This is a genomic window from Rhizobium sp. SSA_523 (assembly GCF_030435705.1).
Lineage (GTDB): Bacteria > Pseudomonadota > Alphaproteobacteria > Rhizobiales > Rhizobiaceae > Neorhizobium.
This window is the reverse complement of the sequence record NZ_CP129382.1, coordinates 3,231,644-3,252,919: the sequence shown is the minus strand read 5'-3', so window position 1 is coordinate 3,252,919 and position 21,276 is coordinate 3,231,644. Positions and strand designations below refer to the sequence as shown.

The following is a 21,276-nucleotide window of genomic DNA, read 5'->3' as shown; positions in this document are numbered from 1 at the left end:
CGCATGCGGGCGACATTACCGAAATGTCATGCAGGTTACGGATGTTTAAGTGGTTGCTTGAAGAAGCGCTCGCTACTTTCATCTCATGAGCAACCAAGGAGGCAGCTTCATGAGAGTGAACCGGTATATCGTAATGGCCCTCGGGGCAAGTTTCCTCGTCGGTGCAGCCGTCCCGGCGAGCTTTGCCGCTCCCGGCCCACGCCATCATGAGCATGGCGGCCATCGGGCTGGCCCCGGCGGTGACCGGGCCATGATGCGCGACGTGATGTTCGTCAGGCTCCTGAAGGCGGCCGACAAGGACAAGGACGGCAAGATCTCCAAGGAGGAGGTCACCGCCTGGCAGGCCGCCACCTTCACCGCGATCGACGGCAACAAGGACGAAACGCTGACGCCGGGCGAGATCCGCGACTACCGGCAAGCGCGACGGGCCGAGGCACGCGAGGCGCGCAAGGCCGAACGCGCAGAACGCCGCAAGGCTGCCGGTAACGAGGACGCGGCCAAGGACATGGCCGACGACACGGCGGACGACGCACCTGAGGCAATGGCCAAGGGACCGGAAGGCGGGCCCGGTCCGCGCGAAATGGCCGAGGGCGAGCGCGGTCCCGGCCGTCACCACGGCGGGCGGCACGGAATGGGAGTGGGTCCGCGCGACATGATGCCGGGCATTGGCTTGGTCCGGATGATCGACACGGATGAAAGCGGTCAGATCAGCAAGGCGGAGGCGAGCGCCGCCGCCGACAAGATGTTCACGCGCATGGATCGCAACAAGGATGGGGTCATCTCCATCGACGACCTGCCCGAACAGCGCTTCTGATCCGCCAGAGGCTTTGTTTCAGCCCTGAGGACGATGCCGTGATGCATCGTCGAGAGCCTGTCCCTGCCGCCCCGCCCGGCGTCAGGGGCGGGCTTCTTCCAGTCCGTAGAAATCCGAAACCACCTGCCAGGCCTCATCGGCCGTTTCGACGAAGCTGATCAGATCCATGTCTTCCGGCGCAATCGTCCCGAACTCGGCCAGCGCCTCGAAATTGACGATCCTGCGCCAGAAGGTCTCGGCGAACAGGATCAGCGGGATCCGCTCCATGCGGCGGGTCTGGATCAGCGTCAGCGCCTCGAAGAGCTCGTCGAGCGTGCCGAACCCTCCCGGAAACACCACCACGGCCCGCGCCCGCATGAGGAAATGCATCTTGCGGATGGCGAAATAGTGGAAGTTGAAGCTCAGAGCCGGCGTTACGAACCGGTTGGGCGCCTGCTCGTGCGGCAGAAGGATGTTGAGACCGATCGTGGGTGCGCCGGCCTCGGTCGCACCGCGATTGCCGGCCTCCATCACGCCGGGCCCGCCGCCGGTGACGACGACGAATTCCTGATGGTCGAGCGTTGCCGAATGGCGGGCGCAAAGTGCGGCAAACTTGCGTGCCTCGTCGTAATAGACGGACGCGGCCTTGAGATTGCGGCTCTGCACCTCGTTGCGCGCCGCCCAGGGCTCGGTACCAGGTTCGGGAATCCGGGCGCCGCCGAACAGGACGACGGTGGATTTGATGCCCATTTCCGTCAGCATCATTTCCGGCTTCAGCAGTTCGAGCTGAAGGCGGACAGGCCGCAACTCGTCGCGGCAGAGGAAATCCTCATCCGTATAGGCAAGCCGGTAGGACGGCGATTCCGACTGCGGCGTCCTGGGGATGGCCCGCGCCCGCAGCTTGTCGACGGAACTGTCCTTGAGCGGGTCGAAGACCCCGCCCTTGCGCCGCATTCCGCCCTCTTTATCTGCTGCCATGGGGATTCTCCCGAGCCCGAATCGCTTGTGCGCCAAAGCACATTGACGCCTGAGTGGCGGTCGCTTAGAGCAAATGGCATGATTTTGCCAGCCGGCAGAGAGCTTCCCCTCATCACGATGCGTGTGACAGACAAGGAATTCCCATGACGAGCCCCGCGAACCCCGATTTTGCCTCTCTCGAAAAGACGATCGAAGCTGCCTTCGACAATCGTGACAGCGTGACGGTCAGCACCAAGGGAGAGATCCGGGATGCCGTGGACCAAGCCCTCAGCCTTCTGGATGAGGGACGCCTGCGGGTTGCCTCGCGCGGCGAGGACGGCAGCTGGACTGTTCACCAGTGGCTGAAGAAGGCGGTTCTGCTCTCCTTCCGCCTGAACGACATGCAGGTCGTGACCGGCGGGCCCGGCTCTGCCACCTGGTGGGACAAGGTGCCGTCCAAGTTCGAAAACTGGGGCGACAACCAGTTCCGCGCCGCTGGTTTCCGCGCCGTGCCCAATGCCGTCGTGCGCCGCTCCGCCTATGTCTCGAAGGGTGTCGTGCTGATGCCCTCTTTCGTCAATCTGGGCGCCTATGTCGGCGAGAACACCATGGTCGACACCTGGGCGACCGTCGGCTCCTGCGCGCAGATCGGCGCCAATGTCCACCTGTCCGGAGGCGTCGGCATCGGCGGCGTGCTTGAGCCGCTGCAGGCGGGACCGACGATCATCGAGGATAATTGCTTCATCGGGGCGCGCTCGGAAGTGGTCGAGGGCTGCATCATCCGCGAGGGATCGGTGCTGGGCATGGGCGTCTATATCGGCAAGTCGACCAAGATCGTCGATCGCACCACCGGCGAGGTCATGTATGGCGAGGTACCGCCCTATTCCGTCGTGGTCGCCGGCTCCATGCCCTCGGCCAATGCCACAATGGGGAACGGCATGCCGGCACCGCATCTCTACTGCGCCGTGATCGTCAAGCGGGTCGACGAGAAGACCCGCTCCAAGACCGGCATCAACGAGCTTCTGCGCGATTGATCACAAGGATCGAGACATGTCGGCGCAAGATCAGGCTCACGATCAGCCCCAGGATGCGGCCCAGAATTCGGCTCAGAATTCGGCCCAGAATTCGGACCAGGTGAAGGGTCGGGTGAAGGGTGAAGCCCGGGAACCGGTGGAGAACCTGCGGCGGCTGATCCGCTGCCCCTCCGTGACGCCGAGTGATGCCGGAGCGCTGGCCGCTCTTTCGGACATGCTGACGCCCCTCGGGTTCAGCGTTGAGCGGGTGACCGCCCGCGAGGCAGGGACGCCGGACATCGACAACCTCTACGCCCGGCTCGGAACCAGCGGACCGCATCTGATGTTTGCCGGCCATACCGATGTGGTACCGGTGGGCGATGAGGCGGCCTGGAGTCATCCGCCCTTTGCGGCAGAGATTGCCGATGGTGCGATGTTCGGCCGTGGCGCCGTGGATATGAAGGGCGGCATAGCCTGCTTCGTGGCGGCCGTTGCCCGGCATGTCGAGCGGCACGGGGCGCCGCGAGGCTCCATTTCCTTCCTCATCACCGGCGACGAGGAAGGTCCGGCCATCAACGGCACCGTCAAGCTCCTGCAATGGGCGAGGGAAAAAGGCGAGCAGTGGGACGCCTGCCTCGTCGGCGAGCCGACCAATCCGGAAAGACTGGGCGATATGATCAAGATCGGCCGGCGCGGCTCGGTTTCCGCTTCGGTCACCATTCACGGGGTCCAGGGCCATGTCGCCTACCCGCATCTGGCCGATAATCCGCTGCGGGCGGCTGCGGCCATGGCCGAGGCCCTGATGTTTCCGCCACTCGATTCCGGCACCGCGCATTTTCCGCCGACCAATCTCGAAGTCACCACGATCGATACCGGCAACACGGCAACCAATGTGATCCCGGCCAGGGTGCGGCTCGAATTCAATGTGCGCTTCAACGATCTCTGGAGCGTCGAGACCCTGCAGGCGGAACTTCTGCGCCGGCTCGACGCCGCAGCCGCGCATGACCGTCTCAGGCCCGGCCGCGATCCGGTCCGCTACGAGATCACCTGGTCGCAAAGGCCGAGCCAGGTGTTCCTGACCCGCAACGAGGCCCTGGTCGAGGCTTTGTCCGCTGCGGTCGAAAAGGTGACCGGACAGGTGCCGACGCTGTCGACGACCGGTGGTACCTCCGACGCGCGCTTCATCAAGGATTACTGCCCCGTGGTGGAATTCGGCCTGGTCGGACAGACCATGCACATGGCTGACGAGCGGGTGTCCCTTTCGGATCTGGAGACGCTGACCGGCATATATGAGAGCTTCCTGGAGCGCTGGTTCACCCATGCGGCTGCCTGAAAAGGTCCAATCCTGGCTGGTCGAGATCAGACATCCGCTGCGCGGCCTTCAGCTGACGGCGCAAGGCGATGCACGCGGCCTTTCGCATTTCGATGTGTCCGACGAGGGCATCATCCGGTCCTTCCGGGCCGTGCTCTTCAGCCTCCCCGCCTTTCTCGTCTATGCGATCTTGCGCCGCATCGAGTTCCTGCAGGCCCTGCCGGACCTCGGACGCTGGCACCTGACCTTCATCTTTCAGGTTCTGGTCATCGAAGCGAGTCTGTGGTGCTTCACCATTCTCAGCCTCATCCTGTCCGGCATGGCGCTTGGCCTGCGGCCACTGATCCGGCCGATGATCGTCATGGCCAATTGGGGCGCCATTCCCTTCGTCTATGCAGCTGTATTGACCCTTATCCCCGTCCTCCTGCTGCTTAACGAGACCTCCACCCTGCAATGGCTTGTATCGATCGGTCTGCTGCTGGCTCTGCTGACGATGGCGCTGATCCTGGTCTGGCGCATATTGCGCACGGTTGTCGGCGGCACCAAATGGAGGCGCGCGGCCCTGCTCCTGATGACGATCCTGCCGCCGATGTGGATCATCCAACATCTTGAAGCCGCCATGGGTTTGACGCATGGCTGATTTTGCTGTTCCGCCCGGAGGCCTGCTGCTTGCCTGCTTTGTCTGAAGTTCAGCTTTACCTGTTTGGCCTCTGGCTGCTGGTCAAGGGCGACCGCGCCGGTTTCACATATCTCGACATCAGCGATCGCGGCATGATGCGATCCTTCTGGGCCGTGGTCTGGTGCCTGCCTGCTATTGCTCTGTCTTGGATCTGGTGGCGGATCGCCTTTCTTGAAGGCCTGCCGCCGGGTCAGTCGCTGGGCGGCGTCTTCTTCCTGCGCATGGCCATGCTGGAAGCGGCCAATTGGCTGGTGCCGATCGTCCTGGCCGGCGTGCTTGCCGCCATGCTCGGCATTGGCAGGCACTATCCGGCCATTGTCGTCACGGTCAACTGGATCTCCGTTCCCTTCGCCTATGTCTACAGCGTCATGAGCCTTCTGCTGATCATGACGCCGTCTCTGACCGGCATTGTCGCGCTTGCCTGGCTGGTTGCGATCTTGTGCATGATCATCGCGCTCAGCCGTATCCTCAGAATGTTTCTGGGAGACCACCGGCTGATGATCGCCACCTTGACGATGGTGCTGATCGTGCCGTCACTCATCCTCTCCGATGCGCTGGAACAGTTTCTCGGCGTCTATCCCGGCTGATCCGGCAGGATCCGGATAATCGACCTGCATGAAATAGAGACCTTCCGGCGGCGCAACCGGCCCACAGGCGGCGCGGTCCTTCGCCTCCAGGGCGGCGCGAACGTCCTGCGGCGTCATCTTTCCTTCGCCGGCCAGTTTCAACGTTCCGGCAAAGGAGCGGATCTGATTGTGCAGGAAGCTCTGCGCCGAGGCGCGGATCTCGATCAGTTCGCCCCGGCGGGTCACGTCCAGCCGGTCGAGCGTGCGCATCGGGCTCCTCGCCTGGCAATGGACCGAACGGAAGGTCGTGAAATCGTGATGCCCGACCAGCATCTGCGCCGCCGCATGCATGGCCTCGTGGTCGAGCGGCTTCGACACCCACCAGGCCCGCCTGGCTTCGATGGCGAGCGGCGAGGCGCGTGTGATGATGCGGTAGAGATAATGGCGACGCAGCGCCGAAAAGCGCGCGTCGAAGCCGTCGTCGACGGCCTCTACCTGCAGGATCGACACCTTCTCCCCGGCCATCGCCAGATGCGCATTCAGCGCATTGCGCAGCTTGTAGGGCACCCAGGCCCGCGCCAGATCGGCATGCACCACCTGCCCGAAGGCGTGAACGCCGGAATCCGTGCGGCCGGCCGCGCGAATGGAGACGGTCTCGCCGGTCAGGGAGCGAATGGCCTTCTCGATCGCCGACTGCACGGAATGGCCATTTTCCTGGCGCTGCCAGCCGACATAGGGGCTGCCGTCATATTCGACGGTCATCTTGAAGCGCGGCATCAGGCCAGCCTCGTTCCGGCGGCAAGCGCAGTCCCGCGCAGGAAGGTTTCGGCGTCCAGCGGCTTGCCACCGGCTTTCTGCAGGCGGATCAGTCGGATCGCTCCCTCGCCGCAGGCCACTGTCAGCCTGTCGTCCAGCACCATGCCCGCCTCACCCTTTGCCTCGGCAAGGCTGCTGGCCAGAACCTTGATCCGCTCCGTCCTGCCGGCGATCACGGCTTCGAACCAGGCGCCGGGAAAGGGCGAGAGACCGCGGATGTGATCGTGGACCACAGCGGCCGGCCTGGTGAAATCGATCCGCGTTTCGCTTTTATCGATCTTGGCGGCATAGAGAACGCCATCCTGCGGCTGCGGCGTCAGCGGCAGTTCATCAGCCTCCAGCTTTTCCATGGCCTCGACCATGGCGCGCGCCCCGACCTGCATCAGCCGGTCATGCAACTCACCGGCCGTGGTGTCTTTCGCAATCTCCACCTCCGCCGTCAGCGCCACAGGGCCGGTATCCAGGCCCTTCTCCATCTTCATCACCATCATGCCGGTCTTGTCATCGCCGGCCATGATGGCCCGCTGGATGGGCGCGGCGCCGCGCCAGCGCGGCAGGAGGGAGGCATGGCCGTTGTAACAGCCGAGCCGCGTGCCCTCCAGAACCTCCATCGGCAGAAGCAGTCCATAGGCGACCACCACCGCCACATCGGCCGCATGGGCGCGAAAACGGGCGCGCTCCTCCGGATCCTTGAAATTCAGCGGCGTGAAGACCGGAATGCCGAGAAGTTCCGCCGCCTGATGGACCGGCGATTTCTGCAGGTCGAGGCCGCGGCGGCCGCCCGGGCGGGGAGGCTGGGTATAGACCGCCACGATCACGTGTCCGGCCGCCTTGAGGGCGCGCAGGGTCGGCACGGAAAATTCGGGCGTCCCCATGAAGATGATGCGCAGTGCCATTGGCCGGGTCTCCTCGTTTCGATCAGGCGCCTTCAAACCGGCTCAAGCATAGAAGATCAAGCCCGGATCAGGCAGGGCGTGTCAAAACCCGATCGTGCAGCCGGGATGCATGTGCGACGACTGGCCCCGACGCCGTCAGATGGCCCTGGTCTTGGCTGCCTTAGTGAATTTCTTGATCACCATCTCGCGCTTCAGCCGCGATATATGATCGATGAACAGCACCCCGTTCAGATGGTCGATCTCGTGCTGCAAACAAGTGGCGAGAAGGCCGTCGGCCTCGATCTGGTGCTGCTTACCATCGCGTCCGACATAGTCCACCGTCACGGACGCCGGACGCTCCACCTCTGCATAGTAATCGGGAATGGACAGGCAGCCTTCCTCATAGACCGAGCGCTCGTCCGAGGAGGTGAGAATGGTCGGGTTGATCACCACCAGCGGCTGCTTTTCCTCGCCTTCGCGCGACACGTCGACCACAAGAATACGGCGCGGCACGCCGATCTGTATGCCCGCCAGGCCTATCCCCGGCGCGTCATACATGGTTTCCAGCATGTCATCGGCCAGTTGCAGCACGTCGGAATCGACCTGCTCGATCGGCTTGGACACCTGACGCAGAAGGGGATCGGGGAGAATGATAAGCGGCTTGATCGTCATGCGCTTCCCATAACGCATCTTTTTTCCGGATGAAACTGGCCGGATGACCCGATTTGGCGGATTTTCGCCGGTTTGTTCATGTTTTGATCTTTTCGGCTCCTGCTTTCTTGTTTAGGGTCGTCCGATGCAACACGCAAATGCTTCACTCGTCGATCCGGCTTTGGCCGCACTGCTTGCGGGTCCCATCGGCCTCATTCTGGGCGGCGCGGCCCTTCTCCTCCTTCTCGCCGTCTGGCTTACCCGCCGCGCGGCGAGCCGGCGGCGCGAGGAGATGGAGAACCGCCTGGACACGCTTTTACGGGCGCAGGCCGAAATGCAGGGCCGCATGTCCGCCATGACGGAGGCCCTGGGCAGCCGCCAGGCGGAGCTCAACCGCGCGGTCAACCAGAGACTCGACGGCATGACCCACAGGCTCGGCTCGACGATTGCCGAACAGACCAAATCCACCCATGACAACCTGCGCCTCCTGCAGGAGAGACTGGCGGTGATCGATGCGGCGCAGAGCAATATCCAGACGCTGGCCAAGGATGTGGTGGGGCTGCAGGCCATTCTCTCCAACAAGCAGACGCGTGGCGCCTTCGGACAAGGGCGCATGGAAGTGATCGTCGCAGACGGCCTGCCAAAGGGCGCCTACAGCTTTCAGACCACACTCTCCAACGGCCTGCGGCCGGACTGCACGATCACCATGCCGAATGACGCGCCGCCGCTTGTCATCGACGCCAAATTTCCGCTCGAAGCCTGGCATGCCTTTCGCGACGCGCCCCATCCCGACCAGCGCAAGATGGCCGGGCAGCAATTCCGGCGCGACCTGGAAACGCATATCAAGGATATTGCCGAGAAATACCTTCTGGCCGGCGAAACGCAGGAGACGGCCTTTCTCTTCGTGCCCTCCGAATCCATCTTCGCTGAGATTCACGAGCATTTCGAAGGCGTTGTGCAGAAGGCGCAGCGGCTGCGCATCGTCATCGTCTCGCCATCGCTGCTGATGCTCTCCATCCAGGTCCTGCAGGCGCTCCTCAAGGATCAGCGCATGCGCGAACAGGCGCATCTCGTCCAGAGCGAGGTGGCGCTGCTGATGGACGACCTCGTGCGGCTCGACGAGAGGACCCGTAAACTGCAGGGGCATTTCTCCCTGGCCCAGAAGGATATCGAGCAGATCCTGACCTCTTCCGACAAGCTGTCACGCCGCGGCGCCCGCATCAGCGCCCTCGACCTGGAAGAGGTCGAGCCTCCGGCTGCGGCCACCCAGCCTCTGTCGGAGCGCATGCCCGCACAGCCAAGTTCCGCGAATGACGGCCGCACGCGACTTCTGAAGCTTCGGATGGTTGACGAGGATTGATCCCGTCGGGCAGTGTCCGGTCCGCAACGGCACTCAACAGGACACACGCATGATCACCGTCTTCGGCTCCGTCAACATGGATCTCATCGCCACCACAGCACGCCTGCCGGAGCCGGGCGAGACCCTGGAAGGCGGTTCCTTTTCCACGGCCGCCGGCGGCAAGGGTGCCAATCAGGCTTTGGCTGCACGCCGCGCCGGATCGCAGGTGCAGATGGTGGCGGCTGTCGGCGATGATGCTTTCGCAGAGCCCGCCCTGGCCCTGCTGTCGCAGGCGGGAGTGGATCTCGCACGGGTGAGGACGGTCGACGGTTCGACCGGCACGGCACTCATCCTCGTCGGCGGCGACGGAGAGAACATGATCGTGGTGGTATCCGGCGCCAATGGCCGCGTGACACCGCAGGACGGCAAGGCCGCCCTTGCCTCCATGGCCGAGGGCGACATTCTCATGCTGCAGATGGAAATCCCGGCATCCTGCGTGGAGCAGGCGCTGACGGACGCCGCCGCCCGGGGAGTGACCACCCTGTTCAACACGGCGCCGCTGACGCCGGATTCGATCCGCCTCGCCCACCTGGCAACCATCCTGGTCTCCAACGAAACCGAATTCGAGCTTCTCATCGGCCGTCGGAAACTCTCCGCCGACGAACGGATCAGCGCCATGCGCCAGCATCATGCGGAAACCGGCCAGACACTGGTGGTGACGCTGGGCGGTGACGGTGTCGTTGCCATGCATCAGGGCGAGCTTCTGGCGCAAAAGGGCCTGACGATCGATCCCGTCGACACAGTGGGCGCCGGCGATACATTCTGCGGCTATCTGGCCGCGAGCCTCGACCAGGGGCTCGACTTTGCCGCGGCGCTGCGGCGGGCCGCGGTGGCGGGCTCGCTTGCCTGCCTGAAACCCGGCGCGCAACCGGCCATTCCCATGGCCGGCGATGTGGATGCCAGGCGCTGAGACGCCATGCCGTCCAGGCTTCCAGGTCGCAAAGGCCCCGCTTGCGAAGAGCACGGGCTCCACCCATATAACTGGGTGCTGGCGCAGGCCTTCCCGGATGCGCGCGCGGTCGCTTGTGATCAAGGACTGAGAGATGAGTCGGATGACACCGTTTACCAGCCCGCTGCTTCTGGGCTTCGATACGATGGAGAAGACGCTGGAGCGTCTTGCAAAGGCCAATGACGGCTATCCTCCCTATAATATTGAGCGCATGCGTCCCGAGCTCGACGGCGAGCCCGAGCGATTGAGGATCACGCTGGCTGTGGCCGGTTTTTCGGAAGACGATCTGGACATCAGCCTGGAGGAAAACCAGCTGATCATCAGAGGCCGGCAAACGGAGACAGGCGCGCGGGACTATCTGTATCGCGGCATTGCCGCACGGCAGTTCCAGCGCATGTTCGTCCTGGCCGACGGTATGCAGGTCGGTGGGGCGCGCCTGCGGAACGGCCTGCTCTCGGTCGATCTCATTCGGCCGGAACCTGAGCGCATGGTGCGAAAAATTAACATTTCCGTCTCAGAGTAAGTTCATGGCAGCGATGCCTGATGAATGGAGACGGAGGCGATGATGCTCCTGAAGAATGCGACCTCGCACTTGACGCAGTCGGAACTTGCCCATCTCGGTTCGGGCGAAATTGGCTACATTCGCAAAATGCGGTCCGAAGAAGTCTCCAAGTGCTTTCCCGAGGCTCCCGAAATCGACCCGAGCCTTGATCTCTGGGCACTGTTCGGCGCCGACGGCACCCCGATCCTGCTGACGGACAACCGGTCGAGCACTTTCTTCAAGGCGGCGGAAGACGATCTGAAAACCGTCAGCATTCACTGACACGTTTGCGCGGCCGAGGCGCCTGCCTCAGACGCGCCGGGTCTCAGACGCGCCGGGCCTCAGATCCGCCGGGCCTCAGATCCGCCGGAAGGTTAGATAGGCCGACGACCGCCCCTCCCTGCGCGCTTTGGCTTCATAGCGCGTACCGGGCCAGGAGGCGAAGGGCGACAGCCAGTCCGAGGGTTCTTCAGCCAGCCACTGGAAGCCGCCATGATCCCTGCAATGCATCAGGGTCCAATTCACATAGGTATCGATATCCGAGGCAAAGCAGAACAGTCCGCCGGGCTTCAGCACCCGCTGGAAACGCGTCAGATTGACCTGTGACACGAAGCGCCGCTTCCAGTGTTTCTTCTTCGGCCATGGATCCGGATAAAGCAGATCAATCTGGTCGATGGAGGCGGCAGGCAGCCAGTCGAGAAGCTGGGTCGCATCGTCATCATAGACGCGGATATTGTCCAGACCCTGCTCGTCCACCTTGGCCAGCAGCTTCGCCATGGAATTGACGAAGGGTTCGACGCCGATAAACCCGGTCGAGGGCTGTTCGGCCGCGCGGTGAGCCAGGTGCTCGCCGCCGCCAAAGCCGATTTCCAGCCGCAGCCGCTCGACTTCACGATTGTAGAGATCCGCCAGAGCGGCCGGCGCCGGAGCCGCCAGATCCAGCCGCAGTGACGGCAGCAGCGTCGACATCAGGTCGATCTGGTTCTCGCGCAAGGCCTTGCCCTTGCGCCGGCCGAAAAAGGCCTCGGTGGCTCGCGACCGGCGCTCGGTATCCTCAGACGACATTCTCAGCCCTTCATTGCTTCCTTGAGCGGCTTCACCAGATCCAGCTTCTCCCAGGAGAAGGAACCGTCGCGGCCGGCCTTGCGGCCGAAATGGCCATAGGCGGATGTTTTTGCATAGATCGGCTTGTTGAGGTCAAGATGCTTGCGGATGCCGGACGGCGAAAGATCCATGACCTTGCGGATCGCGGCCTCGACCTGATCTTCGGTCGCGTTCTTGCCGGTTCCATGCAGGTCGACATAGATCGACAGCGGCTGGGCAATGCCGATGGCATAGGAAATCTGGATCGTGCATTTTTCCGAAAGGCCGGCAGCGACGACATTCTTGGCCAGGTAGCGGGCCGCATAGGCTGCCGACCGGTCGACCTTGGTCGTGTCCTTGCCGGAAAAGGCGCCGCCGCCATGCGGGGCTGCACCGCCATAGGTGTCGACGATGATCTTGCGGCCGGTCAATCCGGCATCGCCGTCCGGTCCGCCAATGACGAACTTGCCCGTGGGGTTGATGTACCAGGCGCAGTCATCGGCAATCTTCAGATCGCCGAGCGCTTCGCGGATATAGGGCTCCACAACCTGGCGGACCTTCTTGGAATCCCAGGCTTCGTCCAGATGCTGCGTCGACAAAACGATGGAAACGGCTTCCGAGGGCTTGCCGTTCACGTAGCGGACGGTCACCTGGCTCTTGGCATCGGGCCCGAGCTTTGCGACATCGCCCTCGCCCGTCTTGCGCGCATTGGCCAGCAGCTGAAGGATGCGGTGCGAATAATAGATCGGGGCCGGCATCAGATCCGGCGTCTCGTTGCAGGCATAGCCGAACATGATGCCCTGGTCGCCGGCGCCCTCATTGCCCTGCTGATCGGCTGCATTGTCCACGCCCTGGGCAATGTCGGCCGATTGCGAATGGAGCAGAACATCGATGCGGGCGGACTTCCAGTGGAAGCCTTCCTGCTCATAGCCGATATCACGGATCGCGCGGCGCGCCACGGTCTTGAACTTGGCGGGATTGATGACGTCCTGGCCGTTCTTGTCCTTCTTCATCAGGCTCGGCGGCAAACGGACTTCCCCGGCGATGACCACACGATTGGTGGTGGCCAGCGTCTCACAGGCGATGCGCACCTTCCATGGATCCACCCCGGTCTTGGTGGCTTCGCGGTACACCAGGTCGACGATCTCATCGGAAATGCGATCGCAGACCTTATCGGGATGGCCTTCAGCGACGGATTCGCTGGTAAACAGGTAATTGGCGCGCATGCTGGGATTCCCCTCAAGAACAAACCGTCGAACGTCGTAGTCATTTTGCATTGCGCTGACAAGGACACAACGACATAAATATATCTTTATACGAGTCATCGGCAAAGTGACAGCGGGGATCTGCAGCCAATTATGCCTGAAGGCATAAAAAAAGCGGCCAGAAGGCCGCTTGTGGTGTTGACCGAGGCAGAACGCTCATTCGGAATCGGCTTCTGCCGCCAATGCCTTGACCAGATCCACCAGCCGCCGACGCACTTTGGGGTCGGTGATCTTGACGAAGGCGCGGTTCAGTTGCAGCCCTTCCGAGGAGGACAGGAAGTCCACCACGTAATTGGAGCTGGAGGCTTCCGCCATCCCCATTTCCGAAGCCGGGCGGTCGCCGGGCGCATCCTCGAAGAAAAACGAGACAGGCACATTGAGAATGCCCGATATGTTCTGCAGCCGGCTGGCGCCGACGCGGTTGGTGCCCTTCTCATATTTCTGGATCTGCTGGAACGTGATGCCGAGGCTTTCGCCCAGTTTTTCCTGGCTCATGCCCAGCATAGTGCGACGAAGACGAATTCGGCTTCCGACATGAATGTCGATCGGGTTCGGCCTCTTCTTGTTCTCGATCATATAGTGCGTCCTATCTGTAAAGTGGCCGCCGTCACTCGCCACACTGCAACTCTATGCACCCAATATGCATACACTATGTCACTGCTGCCCACACGGCGACGGAAGAATTTGCTTGCGCGAGAGCGGTCTACACTATGCAATTTCTAGGGTTTGCGGTCAATTGAGGTGTAATTTCGGCCCTAGTCGAGAGACTATTGCAATCACAAGCAAAGTAGAAATTATCAACCAGAAGTTATTATTACGAGTGTAATTGTCCCATTTGGAAACAGGAAAACGACCGAGGGTGGAATCTAATACGGCCTTGTCATCCAAGTTTATTTTACTGACGATCCTGCCATAGGGATCAACATAGGCCGAAATGCCATTATTGGCGCCTCGAATCAGTGAACGGCCCGTTTCTACGGCCCGCAGCCGTGATTGCAGAAAATGCTGGTAGGGCCCGGGTGTATTGCCGAACCATGCGTCATTCGTAATATTAAGAAGGGCGGAAACACTTGCCGATGACGGCTCGATCTCATCGGGAAAGATCGCCTCGTAGCAGATGAGCGGATAAAAGGTCTGCCCTCCGGGAAGGGTCAGCAGGGCGTGTCCGGCACCGGCGGTGAAACCACCCGGCACGTTGACGATATTGCCGATGCCGAGAGCATTGAAGATGCTTTCGAAGGGAAGATATTCGCCGAAAGGCGTCAGATGCACCTTGTCGGCGGCGGCCAGGATCTGCCCCTGGCTGTCGATCGCATAGACCGAATTATAGTAACGCGGCGGCTCTCCCGGTGGCCCGTCTTCCGTTCTGACCACACCCGCCAGCAGGATCTGCCCATCCTGCAGCACATCGGCGATGCGCACCAGCGCGTCGCGATATTGCGTCAGGATGAAGGGGACCGAGGTTTCCGGCCAGATGATGATATCCGGCCGCCGCTGCCCCTGTCGCGGCGGAAGCGCCGTCAGATCGAGATGCTCCTGAAACACGGCGACCCGATCATTGATATCCATTTTCTGGGCCTGATCGATGACCGGCTGGACGATGCGCACGCTGATATCGCCAGCCTCCGACGGCCCGGCCTCCGCCGCCGCGCCGAGCGGAGGCGCATCGGAGAGGCGATAGGCGCCGTAGCCGAGATGCGCGCATGCCAGGGCGAGCGCCAGCGCCAGGCCGGTCAGCATGCCGCGGCGCGTGCCCAACAAAGCGGGCGCCGCGGCGACGAAGACGGCGAGTGCGCTGACCCCGAACAGGCCGATCACCTGGTCGGTCTGCATCATCAGAGGGATCGGCATGACGCCATAGCCGATGGCATTCCAGGGAAAGCCGGTCAGAACAAAGCTTCTCAGCCATTCCGCCAGGCCGAAGCCGAGTGCCAGCGCCGTCAGCCGGCCGAAACCGTCGGACCAGAAGAGGCCGGCGATCCAGGTCGCAAGCCCATAGAAAATCGCCAGCACCGCCGGGAGGCCGAGGACCGCCAGCGGCAGCGCCCAGGCATATTCATCCGCCTCGACCAGCAGGGCGCTACCCAGCCACCAGAGCCCCGCCACGAAATAGCCGAAGCCGAAGAGCCAGCCGATCAGGATTGTGGAGCGGGACCTGGCAAGAAAGCCGGAGCCGGGCGCCGTCGACAGCCCATCCATCAGCCAGACAAGGAGCGGGAAGGAGACAAAGAGCGCTGCGACAAACGAGACCGGCGGAAGGGCCAAGGCGGCAAAGGCCCCGCTGGCGATGGCAAGCAGCGCCCGTCGCCAGCCCCAAAGCAGAATGACCCTGTTTGCTAGTCTTTCCATGCCCGCTATCCCCACCCGCATCAAGATCCGGTCAGAGCCCGGACTTCGCTCTGTTCGACCAGGTCCAGGTCCGCGCTTGCGAATCAGCCGCACCGCTTGCACCGCACCTGTCGGCTCTTGTTAGCGCAGTCCGTGGATGAGGGCCAAGCAACTTCCCGCATGCGGGCGCCCATTGACGCCGTCCCACGTAAAAGCGCGCCGAGAGCATCGGGCGTCGCCTCTCTTGGCAGAGCCGCAGGTCGGTTGCAGATCCAGCTCCGGTCAAGGGCGATCAGCCGTGATCGGCATCACCCTTGAGCCGGCGGGGCTGCCGGAGGCGTCCCCTCGTCCGTTGCGGAAAATTCGCCCTCTCCCTTGGAAAGACGGCGGCGCGCGGCCACCTGCCGCTTGCGCAGGATGCGGACACGCTTGATGCGCCTCGGATCGGCATCGAGGATCTGGAATTCGAAGCCAGGCACCGCCTGGACCAGTTCCCCACGCACCGGAATACGGCCAAGCGCGGAGAAGATCAGACCGCCAAGCGTATCGACATCCTCCAACTGATCGCGCACATCGAAATCGGGACCGATTGCCTCGGCGATGTCTTCCAGCTCGACACGCGCATCGGCAATGAAGACGTCGTCGCTGGTGCGGGAGAACATGGCCTCGTCGTCGTCATGCTCGTCCTCGACGTCGCCAATGACCATTTCGACAATGTCTTCGTGACTGACAAGACCATCGGTGCCGCCATATTCGTCGATCACCAATGCCATCTGGGTGCGCGCGGCCTGCATGCTCTGCAAGAGGTCGGAGGCCAGCATGGATGGCGGCACGAAAAGGATCTTGCGGATAAGACCTGCATCGGCAACCGTCTTGCTGAGATCCACACGGCCGAGATCGAAGGCCGGACGTGGCGTGCGCACCTGCTTCTCCTTCAGAACGGCATCAGGTGCGGCATCGACCTGCACGGCCTTGGCGGAGGCGCCGCGGCGCTTGTTGCGCGCCTGCTTGGCGAGGTAGGACAGAAGATCGCGGATGTGGACGAAGCCGCGCGGATCGTCCAGCGTCTCGGCATAGACGGGCATTCGGGAGCGGCCGGTTTCTTCGAAATAGATCAGCAGTTCCCCTAAGGTCATGCTCATCTCGACCGCCTCGATATCGGCGCGGGGGATCATGATGTCCTCGACCCGTACCTCGCGAAAGCGGAGAATATTGTGCAGCATGGCCCGTTCTTCGGGCGAGAAGGCTGAACTGACGGCGGTATCCGTCAGGAGCGCATCGGCGAGATCCTCGCGCAGGCGCTCCCCTTGCGCTGGCCTGAGAAGACGGATCGCCCGCGACCAGAATGAGTTTTGCGAGCGATGTGAAATCTCGCGTTTGGGAGAACTTCCGGAGTCGTCGGTGGAAGCCTGTTCCGAGCCGGCACTGTCATGCGCGGCATTTGTGGATATCTCGGTCATTGGTCCAGTTTACACGATTGGGTCTTGTCCCGCATAGGGATCAGATAGGCCAAGCCTTGCCAAAATACGAGTCTCGAGCGCTTCCATTTTTTCAGCCTCGTCGCTCTCCATGTGGTCGTAGCCGAAAAGATGGAGAAAACCATGCACCATCAGATGCGTCAGATGATGGTCGAAGGGCTTGTCCAGATCCTGTGATTCCCGCTCCAGGGTCTCTCTCGCAATCACGATATCGCCCAGCATCGGCCCCGGCATGCCACCGGGCGTGACCGGAAAGGCGGGAAAGGACAGGACATTGGTCGGCTTGTCCTGGTCGCGCCATTCGGCATTGATCTCTCTGATCGCCGCATCTGCGGTAAAAACCAGCGAAACCTCACAGGGTTGCGGCGGAAACGGCTGTTTTTCTTCTTCGGAGAGATAAGCCGCAGCGACGCCTAGGACGTGGGCGCAAAGCTCGTCCAGCCGTTCCTCGGCGGGCCAGCCCTCGTCTTCGACGCTGATCTGTATATCCAGTTGGGGCATGTGGCTGAAGACCTAGTGGACTGAATGCAATTGCGAGTTCCACCTGCTGCGGTCTGGAGGATCAAAAGTCAAATCCGAACTCCGGCCGCATCATTAAACTGCCAGTGACCTGTCGATTTCCGACATCTGCACTTGCGGCTGCTGCGAGCACTCGCAAATGTCGGGCAATCAGGCGACTAGGAGCGGTCCGCTTCCTCGCTTTCCTCATGAACGGCATATTGCGCATCATAGGCTCTGACGATCCGGCCGACCAGCGGATGGCGAACGACATCGGTGTCCTTGAAGCGGATGACGGAAATGCCTTCGACGTCCTTCAACACCTGCAGCGCCTCGACGAGACCGGATTTGACACCGCGCGGCAGATCCACCTGGCTGGGATCGCCGGTGATGATCATGCGCGAATTCTCGCCAAGCCGCGTCAGGAACATCTTCATCTGCATCGACGTGGTGTTCTGCGCCTCGTCCAGAATGACGGCGGCATTGGCAAGAGTCCGTCCGCGCATGAAGGCCAGCGGCGCGATTTCGATGACGCCGGCCGTGATCGCCCGCTCCACTTTGTCGCCGGTGATCATATCGTAGAGAGCGTCATAAAGCGGCCGCAGATAAGGATCGACCTTTTCCTTCATATCGCCCGGAAGAAAGCCCAGCCGCTCGCCGGCTTCCACGGCCGGGCGCGAGAGGATGATCCGATCGACCGCGCCGCGCTCCAGAAGCTGGGCGGCATGCGCAACGGCGAGATAGGTCTTGCCCGTACCGGCAGGGCCGACGCCGAAGACAAGCTCCGAACGCTCCAGCGCCCGCATATAGGAATCCTGCGTGGGCGTCCGCGCCTGAACTGTCTTCTTGCGGGTGGAAATCTGCGCCATGGAGAGCTTTGCCTTCCGCTCCAGCGTCGGCAAGGTCAGTTGATCCTCTGCCGCAACAGCCATGCGGATGGCGCCTTCCACGTCCGACGTCTCCACGGATCCGCCCTTCTGAAGCCTCTCATACAGAAAATCCAGCGCACGGCGGGCCTGATTGGTCGCCAGAACCTCGCCGCTGATGCTGACCGAATTGCCGCGCGCGCGCGCATCGACGTTCAGCCGCTCCTCAAGCAGCTTCAGGTTCTGATCGAATTGTCCGAAAAGCTCGCTCGCAAGCCGATTGTTCTCGAACGTCAAGACAAAGTGATTGGCGTCAATCGCGGCGGACCGGGTGTGGCGCGAGGATGAAGAGACCAATTCACGTTCGTTCAAGCAGGGAGACTCCCATAAGGTTGTCGGGCCATTTAACGCTCAATTCTCTCCGCGAACAAGCTATTCGGACCCGTGCCGGTGATTCGTACAGAAATAATGTCACCGATTTGCGATGAATTTGCATCAACATTCACCGATTGCAGCCAAGGCGAACGGCCGATCAGCTGGCCGGGGTTTCGCCCCGCTTTTTCCAGGAGAATATCGACTGTCTTGCCCACGCAGCCCTCGGCAAATTCATTCTGCTGTTTCAGAAGCAAGGCCTGAAGCCGCTCAAGACGCTCGGCCTTGACCTCCTCCTCGACCTGAGAACCGAGCTCGGCACCGGGAGTTCCGGGCCTGGTCGAATATTTGAAGGAATAGGCCTGGGCGTAGCGCACCCGCTCCACCAGCTTCAGCGTGTCTTCGAAATCGGCATCGGTTTCGCCGGGAAAGCCGACGATGAAATCGCCCGAAAGAGCAATGTCCGGACGGGCCTCGCGAATGCGCTCGATCAGCCGGATATAGTCATCGGCCGTATGGCGCCGGTTCATTGCCTTCAAGATGGCGTCGGAGCCGGCCTGCACCGGCAGGTGCAGATAGGGCATCAGGGCCCGCAGATCGCGATGCGCCGCGATGAGCCGATCGTCCATATCGCGCGGATGGCTGGTCGTATAGCGCAGCCGCGCCAGACCCGGGATCTCCGCCAGATGGTACAGCAGGTCGCCAAGGCTCCAGGCCGCGCCATTTGGCCCCTGGCCATGCCAGGCATTGACGTTCTGCCCGAGAAGGGTGATCTCGCGCACGCCGCCATCGATGAGCCGCTTTGCTTCGTCGACGATCTGTCCGAGCGGACGGGACACTTCGGAGCCGCGCGTATAGGGAACGACACAGAAGGTGCAGAACTTGTCGCAGCCTTCCTGAACCGTCAGGAAGGACGTCACGCCGCGCGCCCGGACCGCCGCGCGGTCGGTCTTCGGCAGATGCTCGAACTTGTCCTCCACCGCATAATCGGTTTCGATCACCCGTTCGCCCTTGCGCGCGCGTCGAAGCGCCTGGGGAAGGCGATGATAGGTCTGCGGACCGATCACCACATCCACGGCCGGTGCGCGTCGGAGGATCTCCTCGCCCTCGGCCTGAGCCACGCAGCCGGCGACCCCGATCATCATCTCGCGGCCACTGGCATTGCGCTCCTTTTTCATGTCGCGCAGCCGTCCGAGGGCGGAATAGACCTTTTCCGCGGCCTTTTCCCGGATATGGCAGGTGTTGAGGAGAACGAGATCCGCCTCCTCCATGCTGTCCGTCGTCACATAGCCTTCGCTTGCCAGCGCATCGCCCATGCGAACGGAATCGTAAACGTTCATCTGACAGCCATAGGTCTTGATGAAGACCTTGCGCGAATTCGCCCGGATCTCGGGTCGCATCTCGGGTCGCGTCTCGGCTCGCAGCGTGGGGCGCGCATCGGCATGCGCCATGCGCCCGGCTTCAAAACGGGTCTCGGTCATGGTCGCGGCCGCATCTGCGGTCCCTGGAAGAATGGCGGTCTCTTCGGTCATGGCGGCTTCTTTACTGCAAGATGCCCGCAAATAGAAGGGATGTTTCAACCGCCGCGCGGGTAGAGACGCTGCTGGAGCTGGATGCGCAAGCGGGCGATGACGGCAGCGCCGGCGATCTTGCGATTGGTATCGGCCCGAAACTCCACCGCCTCGCCGAAATCGACATCGACATCCAGCGCCTCCGCCTTCAGCACGCCCATCAGATGCGGCACGAGCTCCACATCGCCCGGCCAGGCAGCGATCGGCCGGTGATAGCGCCCCATGGGCATGCCGTAAATGCCGGTATAGGCGATCGAAACCGGCTGGACATAGACCACGCCATCGGGAGAGGCCGGAACGGCGGAGGCGGCCGCGCCGAAAAGCGATGTCTTGACAGTGAGCAGCCGGTTGCCGTCCGAGGTCGTGCCTTCCGGAAACAGCACGATGATCTCGCCTTTGGCCAGCCGTTCGGCGATCTCATTGACCTGCTCGCCGGCCTTGCGCTTCTGTTCGCGCTCGACAAAGACGGTCTTCTGCCACTTCGCCAGCAAGCCGAAGACAGGCCAGGTGGCGACGTCCGACTTGGCGATGAAGGCGACATCCGCCACGGCGCCGAGCACCAGGATATCCTTCCAGGAGGCGTGGTTGGCGACCAGCATCAAGGGGCGGCGGCGTTCCGGCTGCCCATGGATCCGTATGCGGATGCCGAGGAGACGGCAGGCCGTGCGGTGCCACCAGCGGGGCAGACGCCGCCGCAAGGGCCAGTCGAAGCGCAGCGCCATCAGCTGGAAGGGCAAAAGAAGAAGGGTGACCACCGTCAGAACGAGAACGGTGATGGCGATCCGCAGGACGGTGATCACGTATCGTCCTTGTCCAGCGGGATACCGTAGAGCTCCAGGCGGTGACCGACGAGGCGAAAGCCGTGCTCGCGGGCAATCCGTTCCTGCAACGCCTCGATCTCGGCCGAGTGAAATTCGATCACCTCGCCGGTCTTGACGTCGATCATATGGTCGTGATGCTCCTCAGGCACGGTCTCGTAGCGCGAGCGGCCATCGCGGAAATCATGCTTTTCGATAATGCCGGCATCCTCGAACAGTTTCACTGTCCGGTAGACGGTGGAAATGGAGATGCGCCCGTCGATCTTGGTGGAGCGTCGATACAACTCCTCCACATCGGGATGATCATCGGAATCCTGCAGGATCCGGGCGATCACGCGCCGCTGTTCGGTCATGCGCATGCCACGCTCGGCGCACAGCTCCTCCAGCGTCTTGGAAAGGTCTGTCATGTCGTTCCGGCCTTGCATTGCAGTCTGGTCAGAGGACAG

General features: G+C 62.3%; 23 protein-coding genes. 9 read left to right on the top strand and 14 right to left on the bottom strand.

Annotation, left to right across the window (positions count from 1 at the left end; translation table 11 throughout):
* Nucleotides 1-109 precede the first annotated feature (109 nt).
* Nucleotides 110-814 (top strand): calcium-binding protein, encoded by a 705-nt coding sequence (locus QTJ18_RS23730; RefSeq protein ID WP_252753376.1) that lies wholly within the window; start codon nucleotides 110-112, stop codon nucleotides 812-814.
* Nucleotides 815-895: 81 nt separating this feature from the next.
* Here the strand turns inward: QTJ18_RS23730 and QTJ18_RS23725 are convergent, their stop codons facing one another.
* Nucleotides 896-1,771 (bottom strand): LOG family protein, encoded by an 876-nt coding sequence (locus QTJ18_RS23725; RefSeq protein WP_252753377.1) that lies wholly within the window; start codon nucleotides 1,769-1,771, stop codon nucleotides 896-898.
* Between the two features lie 143 nt (nucleotides 1,772-1,914).
* On the opposite strand from QTJ18_RS23725, the gene dapD reads away from it, so the two are divergent.
* From dapD to QTJ18_RS23705, 4 genes are read left to right on the top strand one after another with little or no spacing between them, the layout of a single operon-like run.
* Nucleotides 1,915-2,784 carry a 2,3,4,5-tetrahydropyridine-2,6-dicarboxylate N-succinyltransferase gene (dapD, locus tag QTJ18_RS23720; RefSeq protein ID WP_252753378.1) on the top strand — a complete coding sequence of 290 codons (870 nt, stop codon included), beginning with the start codon at nucleotides 1,915-1,917 and terminating at the stop codon, nucleotides 2,782-2,784.
* Nucleotides 2,785-2,800: 16 nt separating this feature from the next.
* The gene (gene dapE, locus QTJ18_RS23715) at nucleotides 2,801-4,096 is read left to right on the top strand and encodes a succinyl-diaminopimelate desuccinylase (protein ID WP_252753379.1); all 1,296 of its coding nucleotides are present in this window, start codon (nucleotides 2,801-2,803) and stop codon (nucleotides 4,094-4,096) included.
* Entirely contained in the window at nucleotides 4,083-4,715 is a 633-nt protein-coding gene (locus QTJ18_RS23710; RefSeq protein WP_252753380.1) for a hypothetical protein, read from the top strand. The genes dapE and QTJ18_RS23710 overlap by 14 nt, the downstream gene beginning before the upstream one ends.
* 29 nt (nucleotides 4,716-4,744) lie before the next feature.
* Entirely contained in the window at nucleotides 4,745-5,341 is a 597-nt protein-coding gene (locus QTJ18_RS23705) for a hypothetical protein (RefSeq protein ID WP_252753381.1), read from the top strand.
* Here QTJ18_RS23705 and truA read toward each other — a convergent pair.
* The 3 genes from truA to def form a co-directional block, all read right to left on the bottom strand.
* Nucleotides 5,288-6,097 carry a tRNA pseudouridine(38-40) synthase TruA gene (gene truA / locus QTJ18_RS23700; RefSeq protein WP_252753382.1) on the bottom strand — a complete coding sequence of 270 codons (810 nt, stop codon included), beginning with the start codon at nucleotides 6,095-6,097 and terminating at the stop codon, nucleotides 5,288-5,290. The two genes, QTJ18_RS23705 and truA, sit on opposite strands and share 54 nt — an antisense overlap.
* Nucleotides 6,097-7,032 (bottom strand): methionyl-tRNA formyltransferase, encoded by a 936-nt coding sequence (fmt, locus tag QTJ18_RS23695; protein WP_252753383.1) that lies wholly within the window; start codon nucleotides 7,030-7,032, stop codon nucleotides 6,097-6,099. Before fmt ends, truA begins: the two co-directional genes overlap by 1 nt.
* A 135-nt stretch (nucleotides 7,033-7,167) precedes the next feature.
* Nucleotides 7,168-7,683, bottom strand: coding sequence for a peptide deformylase (gene def, locus QTJ18_RS23690; protein WP_252753676.1), 516 nt, complete (start codon nucleotides 7,681-7,683; stop codon nucleotides 7,168-7,170).
* A 124-nt stretch (nucleotides 7,684-7,807) separates the two neighbouring features.
* Here def and QTJ18_RS23685 point away from each other — a divergent pair, with 124 nt between their 5' ends.
* From QTJ18_RS23685 to QTJ18_RS23670, 4 genes are all read left to right on the top strand, one after another.
* The gene (locus QTJ18_RS23685; protein WP_252753384.1) at nucleotides 7,808-9,022 is read left to right on the top strand and encodes a DNA recombination protein RmuC; all 1,215 of its coding nucleotides are present in this window, start codon (nucleotides 7,808-7,810) and stop codon (nucleotides 9,020-9,022) included.
* Between the two features lie 49 nt (nucleotides 9,023-9,071).
* A complete protein-coding gene (locus QTJ18_RS23680) occupies nucleotides 9,072-9,971 on the top strand; it encodes a ribokinase (protein ID WP_252753385.1) in 900 nt (299 codons plus the stop codon).
* A gap of 133 nt (nucleotides 9,972-10,104) precedes the next feature.
* Nucleotides 10,105-10,533, top strand: a complete 429-nt coding sequence (locus QTJ18_RS23675; protein ID WP_252753386.1) for an Hsp20 family protein — start codon at nucleotides 10,105-10,107, stop codon at nucleotides 10,531-10,533.
* Nucleotides 10,534-10,575: 42 nt separating this feature from the next.
* Nucleotides 10,576-10,833 (top strand): BQ00720 family protein, encoded by a 258-nt coding sequence (locus QTJ18_RS23670; protein WP_252753677.1) that lies wholly within the window; start codon nucleotides 10,576-10,578, stop codon nucleotides 10,831-10,833.
* Between the two features lie 75 nt (nucleotides 10,834-10,908).
* Here the strand turns inward: QTJ18_RS23670 and trmB are convergent, their stop codons facing one another.
* The 10 genes from trmB to QTJ18_RS23620 all read right to left on the bottom strand — a co-directional run bounded on the left by trmB (nucleotide 10,909) and on the right by QTJ18_RS23620 (nucleotide 21,237).
* Entirely contained in the window at nucleotides 10,909-11,616 is a 708-nt protein-coding gene (gene trmB, locus QTJ18_RS23665) for a tRNA (guanosine(46)-N7)-methyltransferase TrmB (protein WP_252753387.1), read from the bottom strand.
* A gap of 2 nt (nucleotides 11,617-11,618) precedes the next feature.
* On the bottom strand, nucleotides 11,619-12,860 hold the full coding sequence (gene metK, locus QTJ18_RS23660) for a methionine adenosyltransferase (protein WP_252753388.1): 1,242 nt from the start codon (nucleotides 12,858-12,860) through the stop codon (nucleotides 11,619-11,621).
* 195 nt (nucleotides 12,861-13,055) lie between these two features.
* On the bottom strand, nucleotides 13,056-13,475 hold the full coding sequence (locus QTJ18_RS23655; protein ID WP_252753389.1) for a helix-turn-helix domain-containing protein: 420 nt from the start codon (nucleotides 13,473-13,475) through the stop codon (nucleotides 13,056-13,058).
* A gap of 156 nt (nucleotides 13,476-13,631) precedes the next feature.
* Nucleotides 13,632-15,248, bottom strand: a complete 1,617-nt coding sequence (gene lnt, locus QTJ18_RS23650; RefSeq protein ID WP_252753390.1) for an apolipoprotein N-acyltransferase — start codon at nucleotides 15,246-15,248, stop codon at nucleotides 13,632-13,634.
* 287 nt (nucleotides 15,249-15,535) lie between these two features.
* Nucleotides 15,536-16,687 (bottom strand): hemolysin family protein, encoded by a 1,152-nt coding sequence (locus QTJ18_RS23645; RefSeq protein ID WP_252753391.1) that lies wholly within the window; start codon nucleotides 16,685-16,687, stop codon nucleotides 15,536-15,538.
* Nucleotides 16,688-16,696: 9 nt separating this feature from the next.
* Entirely contained in the window at nucleotides 16,697-17,206 is a 510-nt protein-coding gene (ybeY, locus tag QTJ18_RS23640) for an rRNA maturation RNase YbeY (protein WP_252753392.1), read from the bottom strand.
* A 176-nt stretch (nucleotides 17,207-17,382) separates the two neighbouring features.
* On the bottom strand, nucleotides 17,383-18,441 hold the full coding sequence (locus tag QTJ18_RS23635; protein WP_252753393.1) for a PhoH family protein: 1,059 nt from the start codon (nucleotides 18,439-18,441) through the stop codon (nucleotides 17,383-17,385).
* 32 nt (nucleotides 18,442-18,473) lie between these two features.
* The gene (gene miaB / locus QTJ18_RS23630; protein WP_252753678.1) at nucleotides 18,474-19,841 is read right to left on the bottom strand and encodes a tRNA (N6-isopentenyl adenosine(37)-C2)-methylthiotransferase MiaB; all 1,368 of its coding nucleotides are present in this window, start codon (nucleotides 19,839-19,841) and stop codon (nucleotides 18,474-18,476) included.
* A gap of 176 nt (nucleotides 19,842-20,017) precedes the next feature.
* The gene (olsA, locus tag QTJ18_RS23625; protein ID WP_252753394.1) at nucleotides 20,018-20,812 is read right to left on the bottom strand and encodes a lyso-ornithine lipid O-acyltransferase; all 795 of its coding nucleotides are present in this window, start codon (nucleotides 20,810-20,812) and stop codon (nucleotides 20,018-20,020) included.
* Complete coding sequence (locus tag QTJ18_RS23620) at nucleotides 20,809-21,237, bottom strand: Fur family transcriptional regulator (protein ID WP_252753395.1); 429 nt, start codon at nucleotides 21,235-21,237, stop codon at nucleotides 20,809-20,811. The genes olsA and QTJ18_RS23620 overlap by 4 nt, the downstream gene beginning before the upstream one ends.
* Nucleotides 21,238-21,276 lie beyond the last annotated feature (39 nt).

Coding starts and splice junctions, on each gene's coding strand:
- QTJ18_RS23730 (WP_252753376.1), top strand. CDS start 110: ATGAGAGTGAACCGGTATATCGTAATGGCCCTCGGGGCAAGTTTCCTC.
- QTJ18_RS23725 (WP_252753377.1), bottom strand. CDS start 1,771: ATGGCAGCAGATAAAGAGGGCGGAATGCGGCGCAAGGGCGGGGTCTTC.
- dapD (WP_252753378.1), top strand. CDS start 1,915: ATGACGAGCCCCGCGAACCCCGATTTTGCCTCTCTCGAAAAGACGATC.
- dapE (WP_252753379.1), top strand. CDS start 2,801: ATGTCGGCGCAAGATCAGGCTCACGATCAGCCCCAGGATGCGGCCCAG.
- QTJ18_RS23710 (WP_252753380.1), top strand. CDS start 4,083: ATGCGGCTGCCTGAAAAGGTCCAATCCTGGCTGGTCGAGATCAGACAT.
- truA (WP_252753382.1), bottom strand. CDS start 6,097: ATGCCGCGCTTCAAGATGACCGTCGAATATGACGGCAGCCCCTATGTC.
- fmt (WP_252753383.1), bottom strand. CDS start 7,032: ATGGCACTGCGCATCATCTTCATGGGGACGCCCGAATTTTCCGTGCCG.
- def (WP_252753676.1), bottom strand. CDS start 7,683: ATGACGATCAAGCCGCTTATCATTCTCCCCGATCCCCTTCTGCGTCAG.
- QTJ18_RS23685 (WP_252753384.1), top strand. CDS start 7,808: ATGCAACACGCAAATGCTTCACTCGTCGATCCGGCTTTGGCCGCACTG.
- QTJ18_RS23680 (WP_252753385.1), top strand. CDS start 9,072: ATGATCACCGTCTTCGGCTCCGTCAACATGGATCTCATCGCCACCACA.
- QTJ18_RS23675 (WP_252753386.1), top strand. CDS start 10,105: ATGAGTCGGATGACACCGTTTACCAGCCCGCTGCTTCTGGGCTTCGAT.
- QTJ18_RS23670 (WP_252753677.1), top strand. CDS start 10,576: ATGCTCCTGAAGAATGCGACCTCGCACTTGACGCAGTCGGAACTTGCC.
- trmB (WP_252753387.1), bottom strand. CDS start 11,616: ATGTCGTCTGAGGATACCGAGCGCCGGTCGCGAGCCACCGAGGCCTTT.
- metK (WP_252753388.1), bottom strand. CDS start 12,860: ATGCGCGCCAATTACCTGTTTACCAGCGAATCCGTCGCTGAAGGCCAT.
- QTJ18_RS23655 (WP_252753389.1), bottom strand. CDS start 13,475: ATGATCGAGAACAAGAAGAGGCCGAACCCGATCGACATTCATGTCGGA.
- lnt (WP_252753390.1), bottom strand. CDS start 15,248: ATGGAAAGACTAGCAAACAGGGTCATTCTGCTTTGGGGCTGGCGACGG.
- QTJ18_RS23645 (WP_252753391.1), bottom strand. CDS start 16,687: ATGACCGAGATATCCACAAATGCCGCGCATGACAGTGCCGGCTCGGAA.
- ybeY (WP_252753392.1), bottom strand. CDS start 17,206: ATGCCCCAACTGGATATACAGATCAGCGTCGAAGACGAGGGCTGGCCC.
- miaB (WP_252753678.1), bottom strand. CDS start 19,841: ATGCGACCCGAGATCCGGGCGAATTCGCGCAAGGTCTTCATCAAGACC.
- QTJ18_RS23620 (WP_252753395.1), bottom strand. CDS start 21,237: ATGACAGACCTTTCCAAGACGCTGGAGGAGCTGTGCGCCGAGCGTGGC.